This window comes from Empedobacter sp. UBA6305 (genome assembly GCF_002440405.1).
In the GTDB taxonomy this organism is placed as follows: domain Bacteria; phylum Bacteroidota; class Bacteroidia; order Flavobacteriales; family Weeksellaceae; genus Empedobacter; species Empedobacter falsenii_B.
In genome coordinates, this window is record NZ_DJTP01000009.1 from 85,934 (window position 1) to 109,969 (window position 24,036).

The window sequence follows — 24,036 nt, forward strand, 5'->3', positions numbered from 1 at the left end:
CCATGGGAAAAGAGAAAACTAAAAAATTAAAGCATCTTGATCTTCCAGATGGTTCGTTAGAAAAAAGCACAATTACCTTAAACTTAGGACCTACGCATCCTGCAACACATGGGGTATTTCAAAATATTTTAGAGATTGATGGTGAAATCATCAAATCTGCGGTTCCTACAGTTGGGTATATTCACCGTGCTTTTGAGAAAATTGCTGAACGCAAACCTTTGTACCAAATTACACCTTTAACAGACCGATTGAACTATTGTTCGGCGCCGTTAAATAACTTAGGTTGGCACATGACAGTTGAGAAATTCGTTGGAATTGAAGTTCCAAAACGTGTTTCTTATTTGCGTGTTATCATTATGGAATTGGCTCGTATGGCAGATCATATTGTATGTAACTCGATTATGGGTGTTGATACAGGAGCATTTACAGGATTCCTTTATATGATGAAATACCGCGAGTTGATTTATGAGATTTACGAAGAAATTTGTGGTTCTCGTTTAACAACAAATATTGGTCGTATCGGTGGTTTCGAACGTGATTTTTCTGAAGTTGCTTGGACAAAAATCCATCGTTTCGTGAGAGAGTTTCCAGATGTCTTAACAGAGTTTGAAAACTTATTTTTACGTAACCGTATTTTTATGGATCGTACGCAAGGAGTAGGAGGAATTTCGGCTGAACGTGCATTAAATTATGGTTTCACAGGACCAAATTTACGTGCGGCTGGTGTAGATTATGATGTTCGTGTAGCGAAACCATATTCTCGTTACGAAGAATTCGAATTCGATATTCCAGTTGGTACAACGGGAGATTGTTACGATAGATTCTTAGTTCGTGGTCAAGAAATGTGGCAAAGTTTAAGTATCATTAAACAAGCAATTGCAAAAATTGATGCATTAGAAGGAGAAGAAGCAACGCAATATCATGCTGATGCTCCAGACTTTTATTTACCACTAAAGAAAGATGTTTACACAAAAATGGAAGCGTTAATCTATCACTTCAAAATTATTATGGGAGAGGTAGATATGCCAAAAGGAGAAATTTATAATTCAATCGAAGCTGCAAATGGTGAGTTGGGTTATTATTTCGTTTCTGATGGTGGACGTTCGCCATACCGTTTACATTTCCGTAGACCTTGTTTCATTTATTATCAAGCTTATCCAGAATTGATTGAAGGATCAATGATTTCAGATGCCATTATCACAATGAGTAGTTTGAATTTGATTGCTGGAGAATTAGATGCTTAATAAAAATTATTAAAAATGGCAATTCAATTTTCAGAAGAAACACAACAAAAAGTAGATAAAATCATTGCACGTTATCCATCGGATAAAAAACAAAGTGCATTGATTCCTTTACTTCATGTCGCACAAGCTGAGTTTGGTGGTTGGTTAGACACTCCTCATTTAGATTATGTTGCAGAAGTATTAGAAATTTTACCAGTAGAAGTTTACGAAGTAGCTTCATTTTATTCGATGTTTAACTTAAATCCTGTAGGGAAATTTGTGTTAGAAGTTTGTCAAACAGGACCTTGTATGTTAAGAGGTTCAGACAAAATTATTGAACACATCAAAACAAAATTAAATATTGAAGCTGGTGGAACTTCGGCAGATGGTTTATTTACATTAAAACCAGCCGAATGTTTAGGAGCATGTGGTTACGCGCCAATGCTACAGTTAGGAAAAACGTATCGTGAGAATTTAACGATCGAGAAAGTAGACGAATTAATCGAGGAATTGAAAAAATTAGCATAATGGGACAAAAATTACTGTTAAAAAATATTGATGTTCCAGGAATTCGTCAGTATCAAGCTTACCGCGAAAACGGTGGTTATGCAAATGCTGAAAAAGCATTTAAAATGACAACTGATGAAATCTTAGAAGAAGTAAAAACTTCTGGTTTAAGAGGTCGTGGTGGTGCAGGTTTCCCAACTGGAATGAAATGGAGCTTTTTGGCAAAGCCAGAAGGTGTTCCAAGACACTTAGTGGTAAATGCAGACGAATCTGAACCAGGAACGTTCAAAGACCGTTTCTTGATGGAATATATTCCTCATTTATTAATTGAAGGAGTTCTGATTTCATCATTCTGTTTAGGTTCTAATACATCATTTATTTATATCCGTGGAGAATATGCGTGGGTTGCAGAAATTTTAGAAGAAGCAATCGACGAAGCAAAAGCTGCTGGTTGGTTAGGTAAAAACATTCAAGGAACAGGTTTCGATTGCGAAATTTATGTTCAACGTGGAGGTGGAGCTTATATCTGTGGTGAGGAAACGGCATTGTTAGAATCGTTAGAGGGTAAACGTGGAAATCCACGTCTTAAACCACCTTTCCCAGCTGTTAAAGGTTTATGGGGAAGACCAACGGTTGTAAATAATGTAGAAACAATTGCTGCAATTGTTCCAATTATTGAAATTGGAGGAGAAGCGTATTCTAAAATTGGAGTTGGACGTTCTACAGGAACAAAATTAATTTCAGCTTGTGGTAATATTAATAAACCAGGCGTTTATGAAATTGATATGACAATTACGGTTGAAGAATTTATTTATTCAGACGAATATTGTGGAGGTATTCCAAACGGAAAACGTCTTAAAGCATGTATTCCTGGAGGAAGTTCTGTGCCAATTGTTCCAGCAAACTTATTGTTAAAAACTGCCGAAGGTAAACCTCGTTACATGAATTACGAAAGTTTATCAGAAGGAGGTTTCCAAACAGGAACAATGATGGGTTCTGGAGGATTTATTGTTTTAGATGAAGATCAAGATGTTGTTTACCATACGTATACATTAGCTCGTTTTTATCGTCACGAATCATGTGGACAATGTTCACCTTGTCGCGAAGGAACAGGTTGGATGGAAAAAATCTTGAAACGAATCGATGAAGGAAAAGGAAAAATGTCTGACATCGAATTGTTATGGGATGTTCAACGTAAAATCGAAGGAAATACAATTTGTCCATTAGGAGATGCAGCGGCTTGGCCAGTAGCAGCGGCAATTCGTCACTTCCGTGATGAGTTTGAATGGCATATTAATAATCCGGAAGAATGTTTGACGCGTAATTTTGGTTTAGCACATTATGCTGATCCAATCGAAATTAAAGAAACCGCAAATTAATACGAAGATGGCAGAAGAAACACCATTATTTAAAGTTACTATCGATAACGAAACGATTGAAGTACCTGCGGGAACAACGATCCTTCAAGCCGCTCGTATGATTGGTAAAGAAGTAGCACCTCCAGCGATGTGTTACTACGGTAAATTAGAAAATACAGGAGGAAACTGTAGAACATGTTTGGTAGAAGTATCAAAAGGTAGTGAAGCAGATCCTCGCCCAATGCCAAAATTGGTTCCGTCTTGTCGTACAACAGTTATGGATGGAATGGTTGTAGGCAATAAAACGTCTGAGCGTACAGTTGAGGCACGTAAAGGTATTGTTGAATTATTATTAATCAACCATCCTTTAGATTGTCCAGTATGTGATCAGGCAGGAGAATGTAAATTACAAGATTTAAGTTACGAACACGGAGCAGAAGCGACGCGTTACGAATTTGATCGTCGTACATTCCCTAAAGAAGATTTAGGTCCAAATATTCAGTTGAACATGAACCGATGCATTTTGTGTTATCGTTGTGTAAAAACTGCGGATCAAATCACAGGTTGTCGTGAGCATGGCGTAATGAATCGTGGAGATCACGCTGAAATTTCAACGCATATCAACAAAAGTTTAGATAACGAATTCATCGGAAATATTATTGATGTTTGTCCAGTAGGAGCATTAACAGATAAAACGTTCCGCTTCAAAAATCGTGTTTGGTTCTTGAAACCAGTTGATGCGCATCGCGATTGTCCGACTTGTTCTGGTAAAGCACAAGTGTGGTTCCGTGGGAATGAAGTTTTCCGTGTAACAGCTCGCAAAGATGAATTTAACGAAGTAAAAGATTGGATTTGTAACACATGTCGTTTCGATAAAAAAGATATCAACGATTGGACGTTAGAAAAACCATCAGAAATTTCTAAAGATTCTGTTGTTCGTCAAGGTCATTACTTTGAGAATAAAGTGGAGCCAAAAGAAACACTTCCGAAAGTAATCAAACGCGATCCAAAGATTTTATTAGATATTCACTCGGTTTCAGAAGTAAATGAACCAAATCGTGATTTATCTAAAATTGATGGACCAGCAACAAGTAAAGATTTTAAAGATTAATCATTCGTAAATAAAATTAACAAAAATGACAGAAGAATTTATTGCTGATGCATTAGAAAAGTTAGCTTTAGTAGGCGTAATGATTGGTTTTGCATTAGTTGTTGCCATGTACTCTACTTGGGCTGAGCGTAAAGTTGCAGCATTCTTACAAGATCGTATCGGACCAAACCGTGCAGGTATTTTTGGTTTATTACAACCACTTGCCGATGGTTTAAAATTATTCTCAAAAGAGGAAATTACACCAAAAGATTCGAATAAATTTTTATTCATCTTAGGTCCATCTTTGGCAATGATTGTAGCTTGTATGACAGGTGCAGTTATTCCATGGTCGACAGCTTTCGAGATTGGAGATCGTGTAGTTGTTCCTCAAATTGCAGATGTTAACATCGGGTTTTTATACATTTTAGGTGTGTTAAGTTTAGGTGTTTATGGAATTATGATTGGTGCTTGGGCATCGAACAACAAATACTCTTTAATGGGAGGTTTGCGTGCAGCTTCGCAGATTATTTCGTACGAATTACCAATGGGAATTGTGTTAATCACAATTTTGATGATGACAGGTTCTCTAAAATTGAGTGATATTGTACATTATCAACAAGAACATGCATGGTTTATCTTATTACAACCATTAGGATTTATCATTTTCTTGGTGTGTTCGTTTGCAGAAACTAACCGTACTCCGTTCGATTTACCAGAAGCAGAAAATGAATTAATTGGAGGTTATCACTCAGAATATTCTTCGATGAAGATGGGATTCTTCTTATTTGCAGAATACATCAACATGTTTATCAGTTCTGTGGTAATTTCTACCATCTATTTTGGTGGATACGATATCCCATTTGTAGACGATGCAACATTAGTAAACTCTATCGGAGTGAATGGAACGGCAATTCTTAATTTCCTTTCATTATTCGGTAAAGCTTGTTTCTTCATCTTCTTCTATATGTGGGTGCGTTGGACAATTCCTCGTTTCAGATATGACCAATTAATGGATTTAGGTTGGAAAAAATTATTGCCTTTAGCATTAATCAATATGTTAATTACAGGCTTAGTGATTTTATTATTAAACAAGTAGAATCATCAAAATCATTAAAAGTATGAAACCAATTACAAATAGAGTAAAACAAGTAGAACGTAAACCCCTTACTTTTTGGGAAAGTATCTATTTGATTTCTATCGCAAAAGGGTTGATGATTACATTGAAGCACTTCTTTTCGAAGAAAGCAACAATTAGTTATCCAGAAAAACAAAGACCGTTTAGTCCTGTATTTAGAGGATTACACGTTTTGAATAGAGACGAAGAAGATCGCGAAAATTGTACGGCTTGTGGACTTTGTGCTTTGGCTTGTCCAGCAGAAGCGATTACAATGGAAGCGGCAGAAAGACTTCCTGGTGAAGAAAACCTTTACCGTGAAGAAAAGTATGCAGCGAAATATGAAATTAACATGTTACGTTGTATTTTCTGTGGATTCTGTGAAGAAGCTTGTCCAAAAGATGCTGTTTATTTATCGCAAACAGTTCCACCAGCAAGTTTCAAACGTCAAAACTTTATCTATTCGAAAGAAGATTTATTAATCCCGAAAAAAGCTACAAATTAATGGAATTACCTATCATTTTATTCTATGTTTTGTCGAGCTTAACGGTGTTAAGTGCGCTACTAATGGTGTTCAGTAAAAATCCTGTACATTCCATTTTATATTTAATCGTAACATTCTTCTGCATCAGCGGACATTATGTATTGCTAAACGCACAGTTTTTGGCAATTGTAAATGTCATTGTCTATGCCGGAGCAATTATGGTATTGTTCTTATTCGTGGTGATGTTGATGAACTTGAATAGTGAAAAGAAATCATTTGGTCGACCAGCAAAAATAGTAGCAGCGAGTTTAATCTCTTTGTTATTTGTTGCCTTGACAATTGGTATTTTCTCACAAAATCAAGCTTCTGCAAACACAGCTGTAGAAATGGGAACAGGTGATTTAGGATTGATTCACAACTTAGGATCATTGTTATATTCAGAATATGTTTTACCATTCGAGTTGAGCAGTATTTTGTTTATTTCTGCAATGATTGGAGCGGTGATGTTATCGAAAAAGGACGAAGAATTATTGGATTAAATATAAAAAGTAAAAGATGTTACCAATCAGTTATTATATTACTTTATCATTAATCCTATTCGGAATAGGAATGGCAGGTGTTATGCTACGTCGTAACGCAATTGTCATTTTTATGTGTATAGAATTGATGTTAAATTCTGTGAATTTGTTGTTAGTAGCGTTCTCAAAAATGCACTATCACGCAAATTCAGTATTAGAAAAAGGAACAGATGCACAACTTTTAGTATTCTTTATTATGGTTGTAGCCGCAGCTGAGGTTGCTGTAGGATTATCAGTAATAATTTTATTGTTCCGAAAAGTATACTCGGTAGATATTAATGTGTTAAATCGTTTAAAAGGTTAAGAATGGAGCAGTATATATGGTTAATTCCTTTGATTCCATTCATAGGATTTTTGATTAACGGTTTAGGACGAAATGTACTTTCAAAAAGCTTAGTTACTTTCATCGGAAGTGGAGCAGTTTTGGCAAGTTTCATTTTATCAATCATGGTTTTTATGTCAGTTCCATCAGGAGCAGATGCACAACCATTAATTTTTAAGGCATTTGATATTATCAATATTCCAACTTTACAAGTTCCGTTTGCATTTCAAATTGATGCATTAACGAGTTTGTTTTTGTTAATTATTACAGGAGTTGGATTTTTAATTCACGTGTACAGCTCGGCTTACATGAGCGAAGACAAAGGATTTGCAAAATTCTTTTCTTACCTAAATTTATTCATCTTCTTCATGTTGATTCTTGTAATGGGAAACAACTTTGTGATGATGTTTATTGGATGGGAAGGGGTTGGACTTTGTTCATTCTTATTAATTGGTTTTTGGTTTACAAATCCAGAATATATCAAAGCAGCAAAGAAAGCTTTCATCATGAACCGTATCGGAGATGTTGGATTCTTATTGGCGATGTTTTGGATTTTCAAAGAATTTGGAACGTTAGAATATGTAAAAGTATTCAGCCAATTAGCAATTGATCCATCTGCATTTACAGGTTTTGTATTGACAGGAATTACATTATTGTTATTTTTAGCAGCAACAGGTAAATCGGCTCAATTACCATTATTCACATGGTTACCAGACGCGATGGCAGGACCAACGCCAGTTTCAGCACTTATTCACGCTGCAACAATGGTAACAGCAGGTATCTTTATGATTACACGTTGTAACGAATTATTTTCGGCAGCACCAATCACATTACAAGTTATTCAGTACGTAGGAATTGCAACAGCTTTTGTTACTGCAACGATTGCAATGCGTCAAAACGATATCAAAAAAGTATTGGCTTATTCTACAGTTTCTCAATTAGGATTAATGTTCGCAGCAATTGGATCTGGAGCGTATATCGCAGCAGTTTTCCACGTAATGACGCATGCATTTTTCAAAGCATTATTATTCTTAGGGGCAGGTTCTGTAATTCACGGAATGCACCACGAGCAAGATATGCGCAAAATGGGAGGTTTGAGCAAATACATGAAAATTACACATATCACTTTCTTGATTGGATGTTTGGCAATCGCTGGTATTCCAGGTTTATCAGGTTTCTTCTCGAAAGACGAAATGTTATTAGGAATGTTTGTTTCTAATCCAGTTGTTTACGGAATCGGATTTATCGTTTCTGTGATGACAGCATTCTATATGTTCCGTTTATATGCAATGACTTTCTTAGGAGATTTAAGAGATAAAGAAGCTCATCCGCATGAAAGTCCAGCTGCAATGACAATTCCATTAATCATCTTAGCAGTTCTTTCTGTTTTTGCAGGTTATATCGGAATTCCAGCGTTGTTTATGCAAGACGGACATAAACTTCAAACTTTCTTAAGTGGAGTTGTATCAATCGGAGAAGCTCATCATGTTTCTCATGCAACAGAATGGATGATGATGGGAGCTTTATTACTTTGTGTACTTGGTGCAATTTATTATGCAATCAAGAAATACACAAACCATGTAGATGGTGAAGCAACAGGAATTGCAAAATTCTTTGAAGACAAATGGTACATCGACGAGTTATATGACAATGCAATTGTAAAACCATTGTTCGAGTTGGGTGATGTCTTGAAAAAATATGTAGAAAAAGCAGGAATTGCAGCTTTTGTTTTAGGAGTTGGAACTGTTTCTGGTCGCGCATCAAAAAATGTACGTCAGCTACAAAACGGAAATGTAGGATTCTATATTATGCTAATGGTTGTTGGAATCGTGGCAGGTATCGCAATCTTTTTTATGGGGTATTTAATTTCAAAATAGGTTAGTAATGCTTTTATCTTTATTTATCATTTTACCATTAATAGTAGGAGTTTTTATGCTATTAATGCAAGGTCAAAAACCACAAAGATGGTTAGGAGCATTCGTTGGTGGAGCGTTGTTGGCGTTGTACTTGTTTATCACTTGCAAAGGAGGAAACAACGAGTTAACGTTTCAAACACAATGGTTCAATTTCAACAGCGTTAAAACTTATTTCGCGTTAAATGCTCAAGGTTTGGGAGGATTAATGATTTTATTAACTAACCTTACTTACTTAGCTCTTTTTGTTTATTTATCAACAACAAAACAAAAATATAGCAATACATTCTATGGGTTATTGCTAATCACTTTAGCAGGATTAAACGGAGTTTTCTTAGCAGAAGATTTAATTTTATTCTATTTCTTCTGGGAAGTTGTTTTAATTCCAGTTTATTTCTTAATCGGATTATTCGGAATTGGAAAAGACAAAATTCGCGCAAATATGACATTCTTCTTATACACGATTTTAGGATCGATGTTTATGTTAGGAGGAATTATTTACATCGGATTTTTCTTACAACCAGCATCATTTTTATTAACAGATGTTGTACAAGTTACAGGACCGCATTATTCAACAAATACAGCGTTGGCATTGTTATTCTTAATCGCTTTTGTGATTAAAATTCCAATCTTTCCATTTCACACATGGCAACCAACCATCTACAAAACATCTCCAACTCCATTAACAGTTGTACTTTCAGCTTTGATGGCGAAAATGGGATTATTTGCAGTGGTTACTTGGTATTTGGGAATGTTCCCAACAATTTCAGAATTGTTCAAATACATTACGTATATCGCAATTTTCGGATTAGTTTACGCTTCGTTAATCGCATTGAGTGCAAAAAATGTAAAGAAGATTATTGCATATAGCTCGATTGCTCACTTGGCTTTAATCTTCGTTTCAATATTTTCAGAATTAGCAAATGGTGTAACAGGAGCTTATTTTCAAATGTTTTCACATGGTTTAGTTGTTTTAGGATTATGGTTATGTGTAGATATTATGGAAAGAAAATATGATTTGACAGATATCAAATCGATTGGTGGTTTAGCGAAAGTTGATCCAACATTATCTATCTTATTCATGATATTCGGTTTAGCAAACGTTGCATTACCATTGACAAGTTCATTCATCGGAGAGTTTATGATGCTTTCAGCATTGTTTACACACAATCCAGTTTTATGTGTTGTAGCTTGTTTAGGTGTTATTTTATCTGCCGTTTATACGTTGAGATTATCAAGCGCATTATTGTTTGGAGAAGTGAAAAACATCAAACAAAAAGATGCTCAAAAAGGAGGTTTTGGACCAATTGCAGTTATTTCTGTAATCGCAATCATCGTGATTATTTTAGGAGTTTATCCAACACCAATTTTTAATTTATTAGCACATTAATCATTTTTGAATAAATAGATATGAATACGATTATTTTATCAGCACTTTCAGGTATTATTTTGATGTTTAGTGGATTCTACATCAAAAATAATCGTGCCTTAAATATACTTTCTGTTGTTCTGTTTTTCGGAATGATTGTAGGAGGAATTTTCGAATTGAAAGGTTGCTCAATGTTCGCAGGAAAATTCGATAATATGATTGGACAATCGCTTTACGGCGTTTCGTTCTTTATCGCATTGGCAGGATTGGCAATTTTTTACTTATTATTGAACAAAGATTTGTTTGGAAAAGTAGGAAAACACGTGGCAGAATATTATGCCTTAATTTTCTTCTCTTTTACAGGAATCGCAGTTTTAGCACAATTCCACAACTTAGTAATTATGTTCTTAGGAATCGAATTAATGTCAATTCCAATGTACATTATTGCAGGAACAAACAAAGAAAGTCTTAGAAGTACAGAAGCTTCTGTAAAATATTTCTTGATGGGAGCTTTCTCAACAGGAATTTTGATGTTAGGTGTAACATTTTTGTACGGCGCAACAGGAACTTTTATGGTTGATCAATTGGTAAACTATAACAAAGATTTCGAAACAATTTATTACGCAGGATGGTGTTTAATCATCTTCGCATTTTGTTTCAAAGTTTCTGCAGCACCGTTCCACGCATGGACACCAGACGTTTACGACGGAACACCAACTGTGTTTACATCGTTTATGTCGACAATCATCAAAGGAGGATCATTTTTAGGATTTATTTTAGTCCTAAAATCATTCCCAACAAATGTAGAATATGCCGAATATTACCGTTTATTATTCGCGTCAATTATCATTTTGACGTTATTTATCGGAAACTTCGGAGCAGTTTCTCAAAAATCTGTCAAACGTTTGATGGCTTATTCATCAATCGCGCAAGCAGGTTTCATGTTATTTGTTTTGTTCAATATCAATTCAGCTTCTAAAGAGGCTTTGATGTTCTATACGATTGCTTATTCAGTTGCGAACTTCATTATTTTCTATGCGATTGATCAATTCAAAAATCCAAAATTTGAGAGTTTCATTGGTTTAGGAAAAGCAAATCCAGTTTTAGCAGCAGCGATGACAATTTCATTAATTTCATTAGCAGGTATTCCATTAACAGGAGGTTTCTTTGCGAAATTTATGGCGTTGAGTATTGGAGGAACAAACGATAAAAACCTATTTTTGATTGTAATTGCATTGGTTATGGCAGTTTTGAGTATGTATTATTACTTCAAAATCATCAACTACATGTATTTCAAAAAAGGGAAAAACAAATTAAAAACACAAGACGGGTTAACAAATTTCCTTTTAATTATCGGAATGGTAATCTTAATTGTGATGGGAATTTTTCCAGGAATATTATCGTCATTTTTACAAACGCCAATGTGGTAATTGGAGAATGATTATTATATAGTTTTTTATTATTTATTATTTAAAAGCTCGTGTCAAGTACTTGACACGAGCTTTTTTTTATATGGGATTATTTTGCAAAGAGTGTAAACCCTAACTTATCAACAACACATTATTGATAAATAAAGTTAAAACCCATAAAATCATTTCGATAATCAATTTATCTTTAGAGTAAATCTTACGATTCTTCAGATGAAAAGTCAAGCGTTTAACTCAGTCAATTAGTTTCAACAATTAGCAGAAGAAATCAATAAAATGCAACAAGCATTTGCAGAAGGAAACATTAGTTCTTTAGATTTGTACCTAATGGAAGAGGAGGATGTATTGCAATACCTAAAAATTTGCAAAAGTACATTATACAATTACAGAAAGAAAAACCTTTTAAAAGCCTACAATTATTTTGGTCGAAACGTCTACTTAAGACACGAAGTTTACCAAGCAATAATCAATCAATTACTCAAATAAATCAAGAGGCTTTTAAGCCTCTTTTTATTTATAATAAATTTAATAATACTCAATAAGATCATCATTAAAGATAACAATTAACAACCAATTCTTTTTTTGAATCCTTTTTTAGACAAAAAAAGAGACAGAAGATTTAACCAAAAAGAAAAACTTCCCCGTTTGAAAGAGGTCAGGAGAGTGTAAATCAAATGTAAAACAAAACCACTACAACCACACAAACACCGAACAAACACCGAAGCGCTGCGGTACTTATCAACAGAACAACCACAGCACAACCACAGAAATATACAGACGAATACAAATAAGTACATTTCATTCCAAAGCATTGCAAATCATTCCAAATGTTTCCATTTGTATGCAATAATTGAATTAATACGGATATCCATTACGAACTTCACCATAGAAATTAAAAATCAAGTAAAACATTTAAAACCAAAAAGTATGGGTAAAGTTATTGACAGTATCATTTCAGGTACATCCGGTCGTACAGGTCGAATAGTAGTCGCAAATGTCAACGGTTACGAAATATCACGCATTCGTCCTAAAAAATTATCAAAAGCACCAACTCCAAAACAAGCATTAATCAAAGAACGTTTCAACAAATCAGTCTTATTTCTTGCGAGTTACAAAGAATATGCAAAAGCATTTTTCGGAACAAAAGTAGGATTACGTTCCACATACAATTCTGCAATGAGCAATGTCATGAATGCATTAGTCTGTGATATGGATAATTTACAAATACTACCTAATTATCATCAAATTCAATTTTCAAAAGGAAAAGGAATAGATCTACAACCCTTAGCCATCAGTTCTCCAACTCCGTTAACAATTCAGATCGATTGGGAAAACAACTCCATGGGCTCTAATGGCGAAACAGATTACATGGTGGCATTACTTGCAGAAGACAACGACCTTAATGTAGGAACCCAGTTTTTTCAAACCAATGCAATCCGTGTAGACTTAACATATCAACTAAGTTTATTACCAAGATATCAAGGTAAAGAATTACATATATGGATTGCCTTTGTCAATCCAGAAAACCTATTTGCATCTAATTCTGTTTACGTAGGAAAAATCATAGTAAACTAACATTGACTATGATTCAGAAAAGAGAGAAAAAACCGTTTATATCATAACAAATCACATAAGTTGATGTCCAAGATACAAACGGTTTTTCTTTTTTTATCAAAAGAAAAAACTTCACCAAAGACACAAAAAAAAATCCCTCTCGAGAGGGCATAGAAGAGTGTAAACCCTAACTTATCAAGCTAAATTCATTTCAGCTTCACATTATTTTCTAATCAAATTCCAAATCAAAAAATTGGCATTAAATCGATGACGTTAAGAAAATGATTGAAGAGCAGCGTTAAAAAGATTTTAGCTCGTAGAGTTTTTAAAATCTTTAGCGAAGCGAAAACCATTTTTAGTCCAATCGATTTACAGCCAAGTCTTTTTTGGTTACTTTTTTTGACTGTTCCCCGAAGGGCATATGAATACCAATTAATTAAAATAGATATTCAATGAATAAAAAAAGTAACAGAAGGTTGTTAACTAAATAAAAACAACCAACCCCCAACCTTCACCTTAATCTCAATCTTTTTTGTATTTTTGAAGTTAAAGTTTAATGATTAGTTAGAAATGAGAAAATTCACTTTACTAATCTGCTTATGTTTGGTTCAATTAGCTTTTGCACAACGTAAAGGATATTGGCAACAAAAGGTAGATTATAAAATAGATGTTGATATGAAAGAAAAATCATATCAATACGATGGAAAAATGCAATTGAAATACACCAACAATTCAGGTCAAAGCCTGAATAAAGTTTATTTTCATTTATATTTTAATGCTTTTCAACCAGGAAGTATGATGGATAATCGTTTACAAAACATTTCAGATCCTGATAAAAGAATGGCAACAAATATCGGAACAAAAGAAAATCCTAAATATGTTAGCCGTATTTCTGAATTAAAACCAGATCAAATTGGTTATCAAAAAGTAACATCTCTTAAACAAGATGGTAAAGCCGTTTCATATAAAGTAGACGGAACAATCTTAGAAGTTACATTAGCAAAACCAATTGCAGAAGGACAAACTTCTACTTTCGATATGGTTTGGAATGCACAAGTTCCCGAACAAATTCGTCGTTCTGGACGTAATTCGAAAGATGGTGTAGAATTTTCTATGGCACAATGGTATCCTAAAATGGCAGAATTCGATCCAGAAGGATGGCATTTAGATGAATACATTGGTCGCGAATTTTTTGCGCCTTTTGGTAATTTTGATGTCACAATTAACATCGATAAAGATTATGTAATCGGAGCTTCAGGAGAATTACAAGACCCTAATAGTGTAAAAGGTTATGTAAAAAATCCAACAATCAAAACAAAGAATGGAAAAGTAGCTTGGAATTTCAAAGCTGAAAATATTCACGATTTTGTTTGGGCTGCAGACAAAGAATTTATTGTAGAACATGCAAAATCAAAGCATGGTGTTGAGGTATATTTAGTTTACCAAGACAATGATAAATCTTCTGCATGGAAACAAGCAATGCCTTACGCATTAGGTTTCTTCGATTATAATTCTGAACACTTTGGCGAATATCCTTGGAAAACATATTCAATCATTCAAGGTGGTGACGGTGGTATGGAATATGGTACTGCAACTTTAATTGCTGGAGGAAGTAATTTAAATAGCTTAATCGGAACTATTTTCCACGAAGCAGCTCACTCTTGGTACCAACAATTATTTGGTATCAATGAAACATACAACGAATGGTTCGACGAAGGTTTTACATCATATGTAGAGCAAATGGCGCACCTTAATGTTGTAGATAAATTAAAAGTAATGCCTTCTAATCCAAATCCAGATGCCTACAAAGGATATATTAATTTAGCACTTTCTGGTAAAGAAGAACCTGCAAGTTTATTAGCAGACTATTATAATACAAACTATGCATACTCTTTAGAAGCATATTACAAAGGTCAAGTTTTAGCAATTCAATTAGGATATATTATTGGAAATGATAATTTAAACAAAACATTCCTAGAATTCTATAAACAATGGAAATTCAAACATCCATCAGGGAATGATTTCAAACGTGTAGCAGAAGAAGTTTCTGGAATTAATCTTAAATGGTACTTCAATTTATTCTTGAACACAACACGCAAAATTGATTACGCTGTAGAAGCTGTAAACGGAAACACAATCACAATTGCAAACAAATCAGATTTTGCAATGCCTATCGATTTGTTGGTAGAATATACAGATGGCTCAAAAGAATTATTCTACATTCCTTTACGTGAAATGCGTGGAGAAAAACCAGCAGAAAACTTAGTAGAATACCAAGGTGCAAAAAGAATTATTTTAGAAGATTGGTTCTGGACAAAACCTACCTATGATGTTAAAGTTTCGAAAGAAGTTAAACAAGTTACCATCGATCCAACAAAACGTTTGGCAGATGTAAACGATAAAAATAACGTATTTACAAAATAATGTTATTAGCAGTAAATATTGGAAATACTAATCTTCGTTTCGCAGTTTTCAAAAGTGAAACGGAGATTATTACATGGACAATCAATTCAAAACCTTACCGTACCGAATACGAGTTTTTTGCAAAATTCTCGAACATGTACGAGCCTTTCGGAATTTCGAAAAATGATATTACAGATATTGTGATAGGTTCGGTTGTACCACCACTTACAGCAAGCGTTAAGATTGCATTACAAAAGATTCACAAGTTCAAACCAATGGTTGTAGATCGTAATACGCCATCAGCAATCAAGCATAAGTCAAACCAAATGGGAACAGATTTATATGCGAATGCCGTAGCTGCACATTATCAAAATTATCAAGGCAAAAAAATTGTCATTGATTTTGGAACTGCACTAACTTTCTTAGGCATAGACGAATCAGCAAATGTCGGTGGAGTAGTAATTGCTCCCGGAATTATTACTGCCTTAAATTCTTTAGTAGGAGAAACAGCTCAATTACCAACAGTCGAACTAAAAGCACCAAAAACTGTTTTAGGATCAGATACAGAATCTTGCATGCAATCAGGAATGGTTTATGGGTTTTTAAGTATGGTCGAAGGAATGATCGATCGTATCAATGCCGAAGAAGGAGAACAATCTTATGTAATTTCAACAGGAGGAGTTGGCGGTGTTTACAAATCATTGACAGATAAAATTGATATCGATGATCGTCTACACACAATAAAAGGTCTTAAAATATTATACGAATTGAATAAAGATTCATTTCAGAAATAAATCTATTTTTAGATAAAAACAATTAAAAAGCTCGCTCATTGCGAGCTTTTTTCATTTTATATCAAATCATTTCAAAAAAATGTCTAATTTTCTGTAACCTTTTTACAAACCTTGAGTCTATTAAGTAAGAAAGCAATTAACACACGTGAAATTATTTGTACTAAATCGAAAAAGTAAAGAAGAAATTTTAGTCGATCGACTAAAAAAGAACGATGCTTTGGCGCAAAAAGAACTCTACGAACAAAACTCCAAAAAGATGCTGAGCGTTTGTAGAAGTTACATCGAAGACATGCATTATGCAGAAGATTGTATGATTAACGGTTTTTGTAAAGTCTTTAATCATATCGAGAAATTTCAAAATAAAGGAAGTTTCGAAGGTTGGATGCGTCGAATTATGGTCAACGAATGTTTAACTTTTTTACGTGCAAATAAAACATTGATTTATGTTGATGATGTAAGAGTTTCTAATTATGATGAAGCAGATGAAGAAGTAGAAGAAACATGGTTAAATTTTAATGTGCAAGACGTGTTAGATCAACTTTCAGAACCTTATAGACTGGTGTTTAATCTTCATATTCTCGAAGATTATTCGCATCAAGAAATTGCAGAAATGCTCAATATTTCGGTATCGACCAGCAAAACGCAATTGTTTCGAGCAAAGGCAAAACTGAAAGAAATTGTTCTAAGTAAAAAGAAAATGACAAATGAAAAACAACGATAAAATATCAAACTATATAAAAAACGATTTAGAAAATCGTGAGCTAAAACCTTCGCACGATGCGTGGGACAGAATTCAGGCTCGTATGGATGTCGCTCCATCACCACAAAAATCAAACTACAAATGGTGGTTATCTGCTGCGGTTGTGGCGTTATTTACAGTTACTACGTCTGTTTATTTATTTACGAATCAATCTAAAAATGATGAACCAAAAGAATTGGTAAATCATCAGGAACAAAATAATCCGCAACAAATTCAATCAGATTCTAATACAGTTCATTCTTCAGAATCGATTTTAGCGAATAATGAAAAGATTGATTCTTCTAAAAAAGAAGTTGAAATTCAGCCTCAAGAAGAGAAGAAACCAATTCAACATGGTAAAGTTCAAGTGGCGATAAACGAAGAATCTCAACAAGTTGAAATGGCTTTTCCAACGAAGAAAGAAGCTATTGCAGAGAAGAAAGAAGAGTTAAAATCAGAAGCTCAACCAAAGAAAAATATTGCAGCTAACACAACATTAGATTCTGTAAAAGTGAACAAAAAGAAGAAGAATTTTGTAGATCCAAATATGTTGTTGTATTCGATCGAAAATAAAGAAAATCTAAAGGAGTCAAACCAATCGCGCGTGGTTTCTATCGGCTTCAAATAAAACATTAATATCCCTAAATTAGCAAGATTATGATAAAAAAACTTATCGTAGCAGGATTATTATGCTTATCAGCTACATCACTATATGCTCAAAAATTTACATTTGATTTGAATGATAAAAATGACGAAAAAATCAGTCCAATTGTAAAAGATCGCATTAGCGAATTTACGTTAGTGATTCGTCAAATTGTGCAGGAAGAAAAATCTGCAATGGAAAAGAAAATTGCGGCAGTTGACAAAGAATTAGCAGAAGGAAAACTGAATGCTTCTGAGGCTACAGCGAAGAAAGAAGCGATTGCAAATGTGTATTCGGGAACGATAAATGATCGTATTCAGGAAGTGAATTTTAACTTAGATGATATCATCAAACAACAAGTTGCATTTTCGATTATGAATGGCGAAGATCCAATTACGCCAAAAACGAAACAAGATGTGACGAAACGTTACCGAATTGCGAATCAAATTAACGGTTATGCTTCTTTTGGATACATGGCGTTTACAGGAAAAAAAGACGAAGAATTGAACAAACACGAGAAGTTTTCGAGCAATTTAACAGTAGGTTTAATGTATGAAAGACAATTATCCTTAACGAGTCCAGTTAACTTTTTAGCAGGAGCATTATTCTCTTGGAGAACTTACAGAATTGACGATGATATGCGTTTTAATCGTGATGAAAATGGAGATGTTGGTTTAATAAAACATGACAAATCGTTAGACAAATCGAAGTTGCGCTCGGCTTATTTTATGGTTCCAGTTGGATTTAAATACAATTTTTCGAAAGTCAAAAATATTACCGAAGATTTTGCATATCGTCCGCAAGGAAAACACTATATCGCAGCATATATGTATGGAGGAACGTTGTTATCATCGAATAATATTTACAAAGGAGATGGTGTTCGCAGCAAAAATCGTGGAAATTATAATGTGAATAATTTTATCTACGGAGCCGAAGTAACAATTGGTTTAGGATTGATTGATGTCTTTGTGAGAAAGGATTTTAATAATTATTTTAAAGATAATACATTCGATAATCGTAAAATGATTCAGTTTGGCATAAATCTTGGATTATAACAATTATCTCAATCATAGTTTTAGTATTGAAATTTTATAACATAACATTTTTTTTAATATAATGAACCTCAGATTTATCTGAGGTTTTTTATTTGTAGAAAAATTTTCTAAACCTGTTCAAAAAAATTGTAAATTAGTACAAATCCAATGAGAGATGGTAAAATCTAAACTTAGTTGGCAAACACTTCTTCTCGTCATCATTTTTCTATTATTAATGATGGTTAACTTCACGTTTGTCAAAGCTTTTTGGTTTGGAGGAAATTTTTGGATAGACGAACCTTTTTTACGCATTGGCGTTTTCATGATTTCTTTACTTGCATCGATGTCTATTTTATACGATTTAACGTTTAATTTGACCTTATTTACGTTAAAAGAAGAAACGTTCGAAATCAGAACAATTTTCAAAAAAGATGAAATTCCATATCGAGCAATTTATTATTTGTACGAAGAAGAAGACATTTTTCGCTTGAATCGCAATCAAATTCTAACTATTCAAACCAAAAAATCAAAGTTCAGATTACGAAGTTTTTTTGATTCAAATTATGATCAAGTAAAAACTAAACTAACCGAAAAAGCAGAACAATACGTTAATTTATTAGCTTAATGATATTAAAAAAACGTCGCTCATAGACGACGTTTTAATTATTACTATTATTTTTTAAGTAAATCAAAATGTTTTGAATCAGCACTAAAATTGCAACCGACGTAAAAAACATAAAGCCAACATAAATGGCAACTTGCTTGTCTTGACCAATTTTTATGAAGATAAAATAAGCCAAAAGTGTTCCCATGATTTGCATCAAAACGGCGCGCCAAGCCACTTTTTTTACAACAGCTGCATCTTTTGTTCTAAATCCAGCAATTCCTTGATAAATTGTCGGAAATATCAACATAATAAATGCGATTATTTTTAGAGGTGTTTCCATTTATACTTTTATTTCTTTCTGCATTTGTTCCACAACTTCGTAAGTTGCAGGACAAATTAGCGTGTTTTTTATGGTAAGATGATTAATCTGGTAAAATTTCTTACGATCTGTATGCGGATATTCACGACAAGCTTTCGGGCGATCTTCATAAACCAAACAATAATTTTCACTATCCAAAAAAGGACAAGGAACTTGCTGCAAAACATAGTCGTTGTCTTCATCAATTCGCAAATATTTATCAATAAATTGACTTGGTTTAATGCGAAAAACATGCGCTAAACGCTCAATATCTTTTTGTGTAAAAAGGGGACCAGTTGTTTTGCAACAATTCGCGCAAGAAAGACAATCAATACGATTGAAAACATCTTCGTGGATTTCTTCCATTTTCTGATCCAAGTTTTTAGGCGGTTTCTTCTTCAACTTCTCCAAAAACTTTTTGTGTTCGCGTTGTTTTTCTTTTGCTTTCGCAAAATATTCTTCTAAGAAATGATCTCCCATTTTTCTATCTCTCCTTCTTTTACTTCAAAAATCTCCGCGCAATCAACCATTTTAAGGTTTTCAAATTGTTTGAATCGCTCAGGATCTCTTTGTTCTAACTTCTTTAATAAATGGTTGAATTCATATTGCATTTGACCTGTTGTAACCTCAATTTTAATCTTTGTAAAATCAGAATCAATTTTATTTCGGTCAAAATTATATCCTCGTCTTGTGGCTTCGTCCCAAACTTTTGCTAAATATTGATTAATCGCTTCAAGCGGTTTTTCAATTGCTTTGAAACGAGTTAATTGCGGATGATTTTTATAACCTTTTGTATTGCCTTCCAAAACATTTTTTGCCAAAAGCGTTTCGCGCCAAAGTGCTACAATTCCTTTTGCATCGAGATATTTCGGATGAACAGACCAAATTCGCATTTGTTAGATTACTTCTCTTTTTTGATCTCTTCTACATTTTTTACACCACGTAATCTGCAAAACTCTTCGATAACATTGTGATGAGAAACCGTTTTATCTTTAAAATAATTGACAAAATATTTCTTTTCTTCTTCAGTTGCTTCTAACTGATTCAAGATATTCATTAAGTGCATTTTCATGTGACCTTTCTGAATTCCAGTTGTAACCAAAGAACGTAATGCACCAAAGTTTTGCGCTAAACCTGCAACAGCAACAAATCCCATCAATTCTTTAGCATTCGGTTTCCCAAGAATTCCCATTGCTAATTTTACTAACGGATGCAAAGCTGTCAATCCACCAATTGTACCAAGAGCAGTTGGTAAATCAATCCAAAAACGAAAAACTCCATCTTTCACTTCACAGTGTGTTAACGAAGAATACTGCCCATCTTTCGCCGCATATGTATGCGCACAAGCTTCTACAGCACGGAAATCGTTACCTGTTGCAATCACAACCGCATCAATTCCGTTCATAATTCCTTTGTTATGTGTTGTTGCACGATATGGTTCTATTTCTGCAATGCGAACAGCGCGCAAAAACTTTTCTACAAACTCTTCTGAGGTTACATTTCCTTCTGCCAATTGCTCAACAGGACAAGAAACCTCTGCACGAACAATACAATCTGGCGTATAATTCGATAAAATACACATCACGATTTGAACTGAATCTTTTTCATCATCTGTAAAAGTAGAATCAGCTTCTATCTCGTTGCGTAATGTTTTGGCAAATTGTTCTAAACAAGAATTGATAAAGTTTGCACCCATCGAATCCATTGTTTCGAAAGACGCTTTTATTTGATAATAGTTTTCTAAATCAGCAGTTTTATCAATTAATTCCAAAGCTAAAATACCACCACCACGCGCACGCATGTTTTTGGTGATATCATTTGTCGTTTCGATTAATTGATTTTTAATCGTTGTTTCAAATGCATTTTGTAACTTTTCTTTGTCGCCTTCGTACATAAAATGAACGTGACCCAATTTTGTTGTGGATAAAATAGTTGTTTTGAAACCACCACGTGTTTGCCAAAACTTCGCAGCTTTAGAAGCCGCAGCAACAACAGACGACTCTTCAACAGCCATTGGAATGGCATATAATTCGTCGTTGATTAAAAAGTTTGGTGCTAAACCAAACGGCATATAGAAATTAGAAACTGTATTTTCTGAAAATTCGTCGTGCAGTTTTTGTAAATCTGCATCATCATTCCAATATTGTTTCATGATTTGAATTGCTTTTTCATCGCCATTCAAATATTCATTGACAACCCATTCAATTTTTCCTTCTTTCGATAATTTCGAAAAACCTTCTACTGCTTGATGCTTCATATTGGATATTTTTTTATAAGACAAAAGTACAAACGTTTTGAATGTTATAAGATACTTCTTCTGTTTTTTGATTAATTTTTAACGATTTAGTAGAGTAGTGGATTTGGTTAAACACAATAAATGTAGAATTAGTTATTGTACTATAACTTTTTGAAGAAAATATCCACTTGAAAATTGATATTCTAAAATATAAAAAACACCTTTTACTTAACATAAAAGGTGTTATAAGATATTTCAACTCTAATGTAAAAAACTTCATTTTTAAATATTTCTTAAATTAAGTATTTAAAATTTTTTGTTTTTTAAAAAAAATATTAATTTAGAAATATTAACAACAATATTTAAACTAAAAAAAATGGAAAAATCTTATTAGCAAGTGCTTTTGCACTTATCGGAACTTTTGCTATGGCAAACGAAACAGAAACAAAAATTACAAATGAAGTTAAAGAATTATCATCAGTTATAAATTATAATACTTCTGAAGATGTTAATAATTGTGAAATAACAATTCGTGATGGTAATGGTAAATTACTTGCTTATACAATAGTTTATGCTACTTCAGAGTTAAATTGTAATTATCAAGCTGATAAGTATTTAGAGCAATATATTGCAGATCATTCATAATTGAATTAACTAATATCAACTACATTAATATAGCCTGATTATAATTAATCAGGCTATTATAAAATAAATAATAAATGAAATTAAAGCCACTATTATTAATAGTTTTATTTTGTATTGCTAATTCTATTTATGCGCAAATCTATAAGCTTGATTATCAGTTCAATAATCATGTTTCAATATTGAATAGAACAAATACATATAACACAACATTAGTATATGACGTTCCTAATAAGGTAAGTTTATATACGGTAATAAAACTAAAAGAAAAAGCAAAGAGTGAAAAAAACAGCACTTCATTAGTTATAGATGAAAAGGTGATTGATAATGAATTAATTTATAGTAATTTCAAAAAATTAGAAATGGTCATTCAAGAACAGATTGATATTGAAATGATGAATTTTACAGAAAAAATACCAACTATCAAATGGGAATTATCAAATGAAACAAAAGTAGAAAATGATTATAATCTTAAAAAAGCGACTGCTACTTTCAGAGGGCGAAACTATACAGCTTGGTACACATTAGATATTCCTGTAAATGTTGGACCATGGAAATTGCATGGACTTCCTGGCGCAATAGTAAGTGTTAATGAAGACAGCGGGAGATATTCTTGGCAATTAAAGGACGTGAAAAAGATAGAAGTAAGTACAATAAAAAATCCTTTAGAAAATAAAACGTATGCTGTAAAAAGCATCAAAGAATATCCACAATTAAAATTTGAAACGCCAGAAAGAGTTAAAGAAAAATTAAGAAAAATAGACAGTAATTTTATATTCCCAAAAGGAGAAAGAATAGATATAGAATTATTATTTGAATGGGAAAATAATTTATGATTCAATTAACTATCCAAAGCCACAGAAATTAGAAAAAAATAAGAATCTATATGAAAAATATACTTTCATTTGTAATGTTATTGTGTTTTGTAAATACATTTTGTCAAGAAAAAATACAAATAGAATACGAATTTCGAAATGAATTTGATATTGAAAATGCAAAAGATGCTGTTGTCAAAGAACGATTAAAAAACAGTAACGAAAATAGATTGTATTTTGAGTTTTTAAGTTCTGATAAAGAATCGCTTTTCCAAAGAATAGATAGAATTGATAACTCTCAGGGTAGATCAGGAGTCTCAATTTCCTTTATAAGTGGACCAGGAGGAATTTATTATAAAAATTTAGTTGACAAATCAACTCTTTCTGAAGTGAACTATAACGGAAAAAAAATGTTAATAACCGATTCTATAACAACCAAAAATTGGATATTAGCAAAAGATAAAGATAAAATTTTAGGGTTCGATGTTAAAAAAGCAACTTTACAAGTTTCTGAAAATTCATTTGTTGAAGCTTGGTATGCGTCAACAATTAAAATAAAAAATGGACCTTCTAATTATGAAGGATTACCAGGAATTATTCTAAAATTAATTTTGACGAATAAAGAAGAAAATTCCGTAAACAAACAAATTTATTTAGCAACAAAAGTTGAAGTGAGTGATAAATTAAAAATAAATAAACCAACAAAAGGTAAATCGATAACTCAAGTAGAATTTGATGAAATGATGAAAGAGGAGGAGAGAAAATTTAATGAATTATTTAAACAATAATTAAAAAACATATAAAAAGACACTGTCCAAAATTTTGT

General features: G+C 33.1%; 26 protein-coding genes. 22 read left to right on the forward strand and 4 right to left on the reverse strand.

Annotated elements, in window-relative coordinates; genetic code table 11:
- Nucleotides 1–2: 2 nt before the first annotated feature.
- From B3M86_RS02900 to B3M86_RS02990, 19 genes are all read left to right on the forward strand, one after another.
- Nucleotides 3–1,244, forward strand: coding sequence for an NADH-quinone oxidoreductase subunit D (locus B3M86_RS02900; protein WP_038333370.1), 1,242 nt, complete (start codon nucleotides 3–5; stop codon nucleotides 1,242–1,244).
- A 15-nt stretch (nucleotides 1,245–1,259) separates the two neighbouring features.
- Entirely contained in the window at nucleotides 1,260–1,751 is a 492-nt protein-coding gene (gene nuoE / locus B3M86_RS02905) for a complex I 24 kDa subunit family protein (RefSeq protein ID WP_115002287.1), read from the forward strand.
- Nucleotides 1,751–3,109 (forward strand): NADH-quinone oxidoreductase subunit NuoF, encoded by a 1,359-nt coding sequence (nuoF, locus tag B3M86_RS02910; protein WP_221854711.1) that lies wholly within the window; start codon nucleotides 1,751–1,753, stop codon nucleotides 3,107–3,109. Before nuoE ends, nuoF begins: the two co-directional genes overlap by 1 nt.
- A gap of 7 nt (nucleotides 3,110–3,116) precedes the next feature.
- Nucleotides 3,117–4,199: a 2Fe-2S iron-sulfur cluster-binding protein gene (locus B3M86_RS02915; protein WP_038333449.1), complete on the forward strand. Its 1,083-nt coding sequence runs from the start codon at nucleotides 3,117–3,119 to the stop codon at nucleotides 4,197–4,199.
- Nucleotides 4,200–4,224: 25 nt separating this feature from the next.
- Complete coding sequence (nuoH, locus tag B3M86_RS02920) at nucleotides 4,225–5,274, forward strand: NADH-quinone oxidoreductase subunit NuoH (protein WP_019974862.1); 1,050 nt, start codon at nucleotides 4,225–4,227, stop codon at nucleotides 5,272–5,274.
- Between the two features lie 22 nt (nucleotides 5,275–5,296).
- Entirely contained in the window at nucleotides 5,297–5,797 is a 501-nt protein-coding gene (gene nuoI / locus B3M86_RS02925; protein WP_038333352.1) for an NADH-quinone oxidoreductase subunit NuoI, read from the forward strand.
- Nucleotides 5,797–6,315 carry an NADH-quinone oxidoreductase subunit J gene (locus B3M86_RS02930; protein ID WP_125348899.1) on the forward strand — a complete coding sequence of 173 codons (519 nt, stop codon included), beginning with the start codon at nucleotides 5,797–5,799 and terminating at the stop codon, nucleotides 6,313–6,315. Before nuoI ends, B3M86_RS02930 begins: the two co-directional genes overlap by 1 nt.
- Nucleotides 6,316–6,331: 16 nt before the next feature.
- Nucleotides 6,332–6,658: an NADH-quinone oxidoreductase subunit NuoK gene (gene nuoK / locus B3M86_RS02935; RefSeq protein ID WP_125348900.1), complete on the forward strand. Its 327-nt coding sequence runs from the start codon at nucleotides 6,332–6,334 to the stop codon at nucleotides 6,656–6,658.
- Between the two features lie 2 nt (nucleotides 6,659–6,660).
- Nucleotides 6,661–8,553: an NADH-quinone oxidoreductase subunit L gene (gene nuoL / locus B3M86_RS02940; protein WP_125348901.1), complete on the forward strand. Its 1,893-nt coding sequence runs from the start codon at nucleotides 6,661–6,663 to the stop codon at nucleotides 8,551–8,553.
- A 7-nt stretch (nucleotides 8,554–8,560) separates the two neighbouring features.
- Complete coding sequence (locus tag B3M86_RS02945; protein ID WP_291075577.1) at nucleotides 8,561–9,979, forward strand: complex I subunit 4 family protein; 1,419 nt, start codon at nucleotides 8,561–8,563, stop codon at nucleotides 9,977–9,979.
- 20 nt (nucleotides 9,980–9,999) lie between these two features.
- A complete protein-coding gene (locus B3M86_RS02950) occupies nucleotides 10,000–11,388 on the forward strand; it encodes an NADH-quinone oxidoreductase subunit N (RefSeq protein WP_286494973.1) in 1,389 nt (462 codons plus the stop codon).
- 273 nt (nucleotides 11,389–11,661) lie between these two features.
- Nucleotides 11,662–11,871 carry a helix-turn-helix domain-containing protein gene (locus B3M86_RS02955; RefSeq protein ID WP_219034519.1) on the forward strand — a complete coding sequence of 70 codons (210 nt, stop codon included), beginning with the start codon at nucleotides 11,662–11,664 and terminating at the stop codon, nucleotides 11,869–11,871.
- A gap of 441 nt (nucleotides 11,872–12,312) precedes the next feature.
- Nucleotides 12,313–12,960, forward strand: a complete 648-nt coding sequence (locus tag B3M86_RS02960; RefSeq protein ID WP_219034520.1) for a DUF6266 family protein — start codon at nucleotides 12,313–12,315, stop codon at nucleotides 12,958–12,960.
- 549 nt (nucleotides 12,961–13,509) lie between these two features.
- Entirely contained in the window at nucleotides 13,510–15,363 is a 1,854-nt protein-coding gene (locus B3M86_RS02965; protein ID WP_219034521.1) for a M1 family metallopeptidase, read from the forward strand.
- On the forward strand, nucleotides 15,363–16,136 hold the full coding sequence (locus B3M86_RS02970; RefSeq protein WP_257468124.1) for a type III pantothenate kinase: 774 nt from the start codon (nucleotides 15,363–15,365) through the stop codon (nucleotides 16,134–16,136). The genes B3M86_RS02965 and B3M86_RS02970 overlap by 1 nt, the downstream gene beginning before the upstream one ends.
- Nucleotides 16,137–16,281: 145 nt before the next feature.
- Nucleotides 16,282–16,857: an RNA polymerase sigma factor gene (locus tag B3M86_RS02975; RefSeq protein ID WP_219034522.1), complete on the forward strand. Its 576-nt coding sequence runs from the start codon at nucleotides 16,282–16,284 to the stop codon at nucleotides 16,855–16,857.
- Complete coding sequence (locus B3M86_RS02980; RefSeq protein WP_219034523.1) at nucleotides 16,841–17,503, forward strand: hypothetical protein; 663 nt, start codon at nucleotides 16,841–16,843, stop codon at nucleotides 17,501–17,503. Before B3M86_RS02975 ends, B3M86_RS02980 begins: the two co-directional genes overlap by 17 nt.
- A 29-nt stretch (nucleotides 17,504–17,532) precedes the next feature.
- Nucleotides 17,533–18,573: a PorT family protein gene (locus B3M86_RS02985; protein WP_286494968.1), complete on the forward strand. Its 1,041-nt coding sequence runs from the start codon at nucleotides 17,533–17,535 to the stop codon at nucleotides 18,571–18,573.
- Nucleotides 18,574–18,787: 214 nt separating this feature from the next.
- A complete protein-coding gene (locus B3M86_RS02990; RefSeq protein WP_115002308.1) occupies nucleotides 18,788–19,177 on the forward strand; it encodes a hypothetical protein in 390 nt (129 codons plus the stop codon).
- Between the two features lie 34 nt (nucleotides 19,178–19,211).
- Here the strand turns inward: B3M86_RS02990 and B3M86_RS02995 are convergent, their stop codons facing one another.
- From B3M86_RS02995 to B3M86_RS03010, 4 genes are read right to left on the reverse strand one after another with little or no spacing between them, the layout of a single operon-like run.
- A complete protein-coding gene (locus B3M86_RS02995) occupies nucleotides 19,212–19,499 on the reverse strand; it encodes a hypothetical protein (protein WP_038333316.1) in 288 nt (95 codons plus the stop codon).
- Nucleotides 19,500–19,997, reverse strand: coding sequence for a YkgJ family cysteine cluster protein (locus B3M86_RS03000; protein ID WP_171623750.1), 498 nt, complete (start codon nucleotides 19,995–19,997; stop codon nucleotides 19,500–19,502).
- A complete protein-coding gene (locus tag B3M86_RS03005) occupies nucleotides 19,979–20,410 on the reverse strand; it encodes a pyrimidine dimer DNA glycosylase/endonuclease V (protein WP_219034526.1) in 432 nt (143 codons plus the stop codon). Before B3M86_RS03005 ends, B3M86_RS03000 begins: the two co-directional genes overlap by 19 nt.
- An 8-nt stretch (nucleotides 20,411–20,418) precedes the next feature.
- On the reverse strand, nucleotides 20,419–21,774 hold the full coding sequence (locus B3M86_RS03010) for a hydroxymethylglutaryl-CoA reductase (RefSeq protein ID WP_221854701.1): 1,356 nt from the start codon (nucleotides 21,772–21,774) through the stop codon (nucleotides 20,419–20,421).
- A 405-nt stretch (nucleotides 21,775–22,179) separates the two neighbouring features.
- Between B3M86_RS03010 and B3M86_RS03015 the strand changes: the two genes are divergently transcribed.
- From B3M86_RS03015 to B3M86_RS03025, 3 genes are all read left to right on the forward strand, one after another.
- Nucleotides 22,180–22,398, forward strand: a complete 219-nt coding sequence (locus tag B3M86_RS03015) for a hypothetical protein (protein ID WP_115002328.1) — start codon at nucleotides 22,180–22,182, stop codon at nucleotides 22,396–22,398.
- Nucleotides 22,399–22,472: 74 nt separating this feature from the next.
- The gene (locus tag B3M86_RS03020) at nucleotides 22,473–23,231 is read left to right on the forward strand and encodes a GLPGLI family protein (protein WP_115002330.1); all 759 of its coding nucleotides are present in this window, start codon (nucleotides 22,473–22,475) and stop codon (nucleotides 23,229–23,231) included.
- A 50-nt stretch (nucleotides 23,232–23,281) separates the two neighbouring features.
- Complete coding sequence (locus tag B3M86_RS03025; protein ID WP_115002331.1) at nucleotides 23,282–23,998, forward strand: GLPGLI family protein; 717 nt, start codon at nucleotides 23,282–23,284, stop codon at nucleotides 23,996–23,998.
- Nucleotides 23,999–24,036 lie beyond the last annotated feature (38 nt).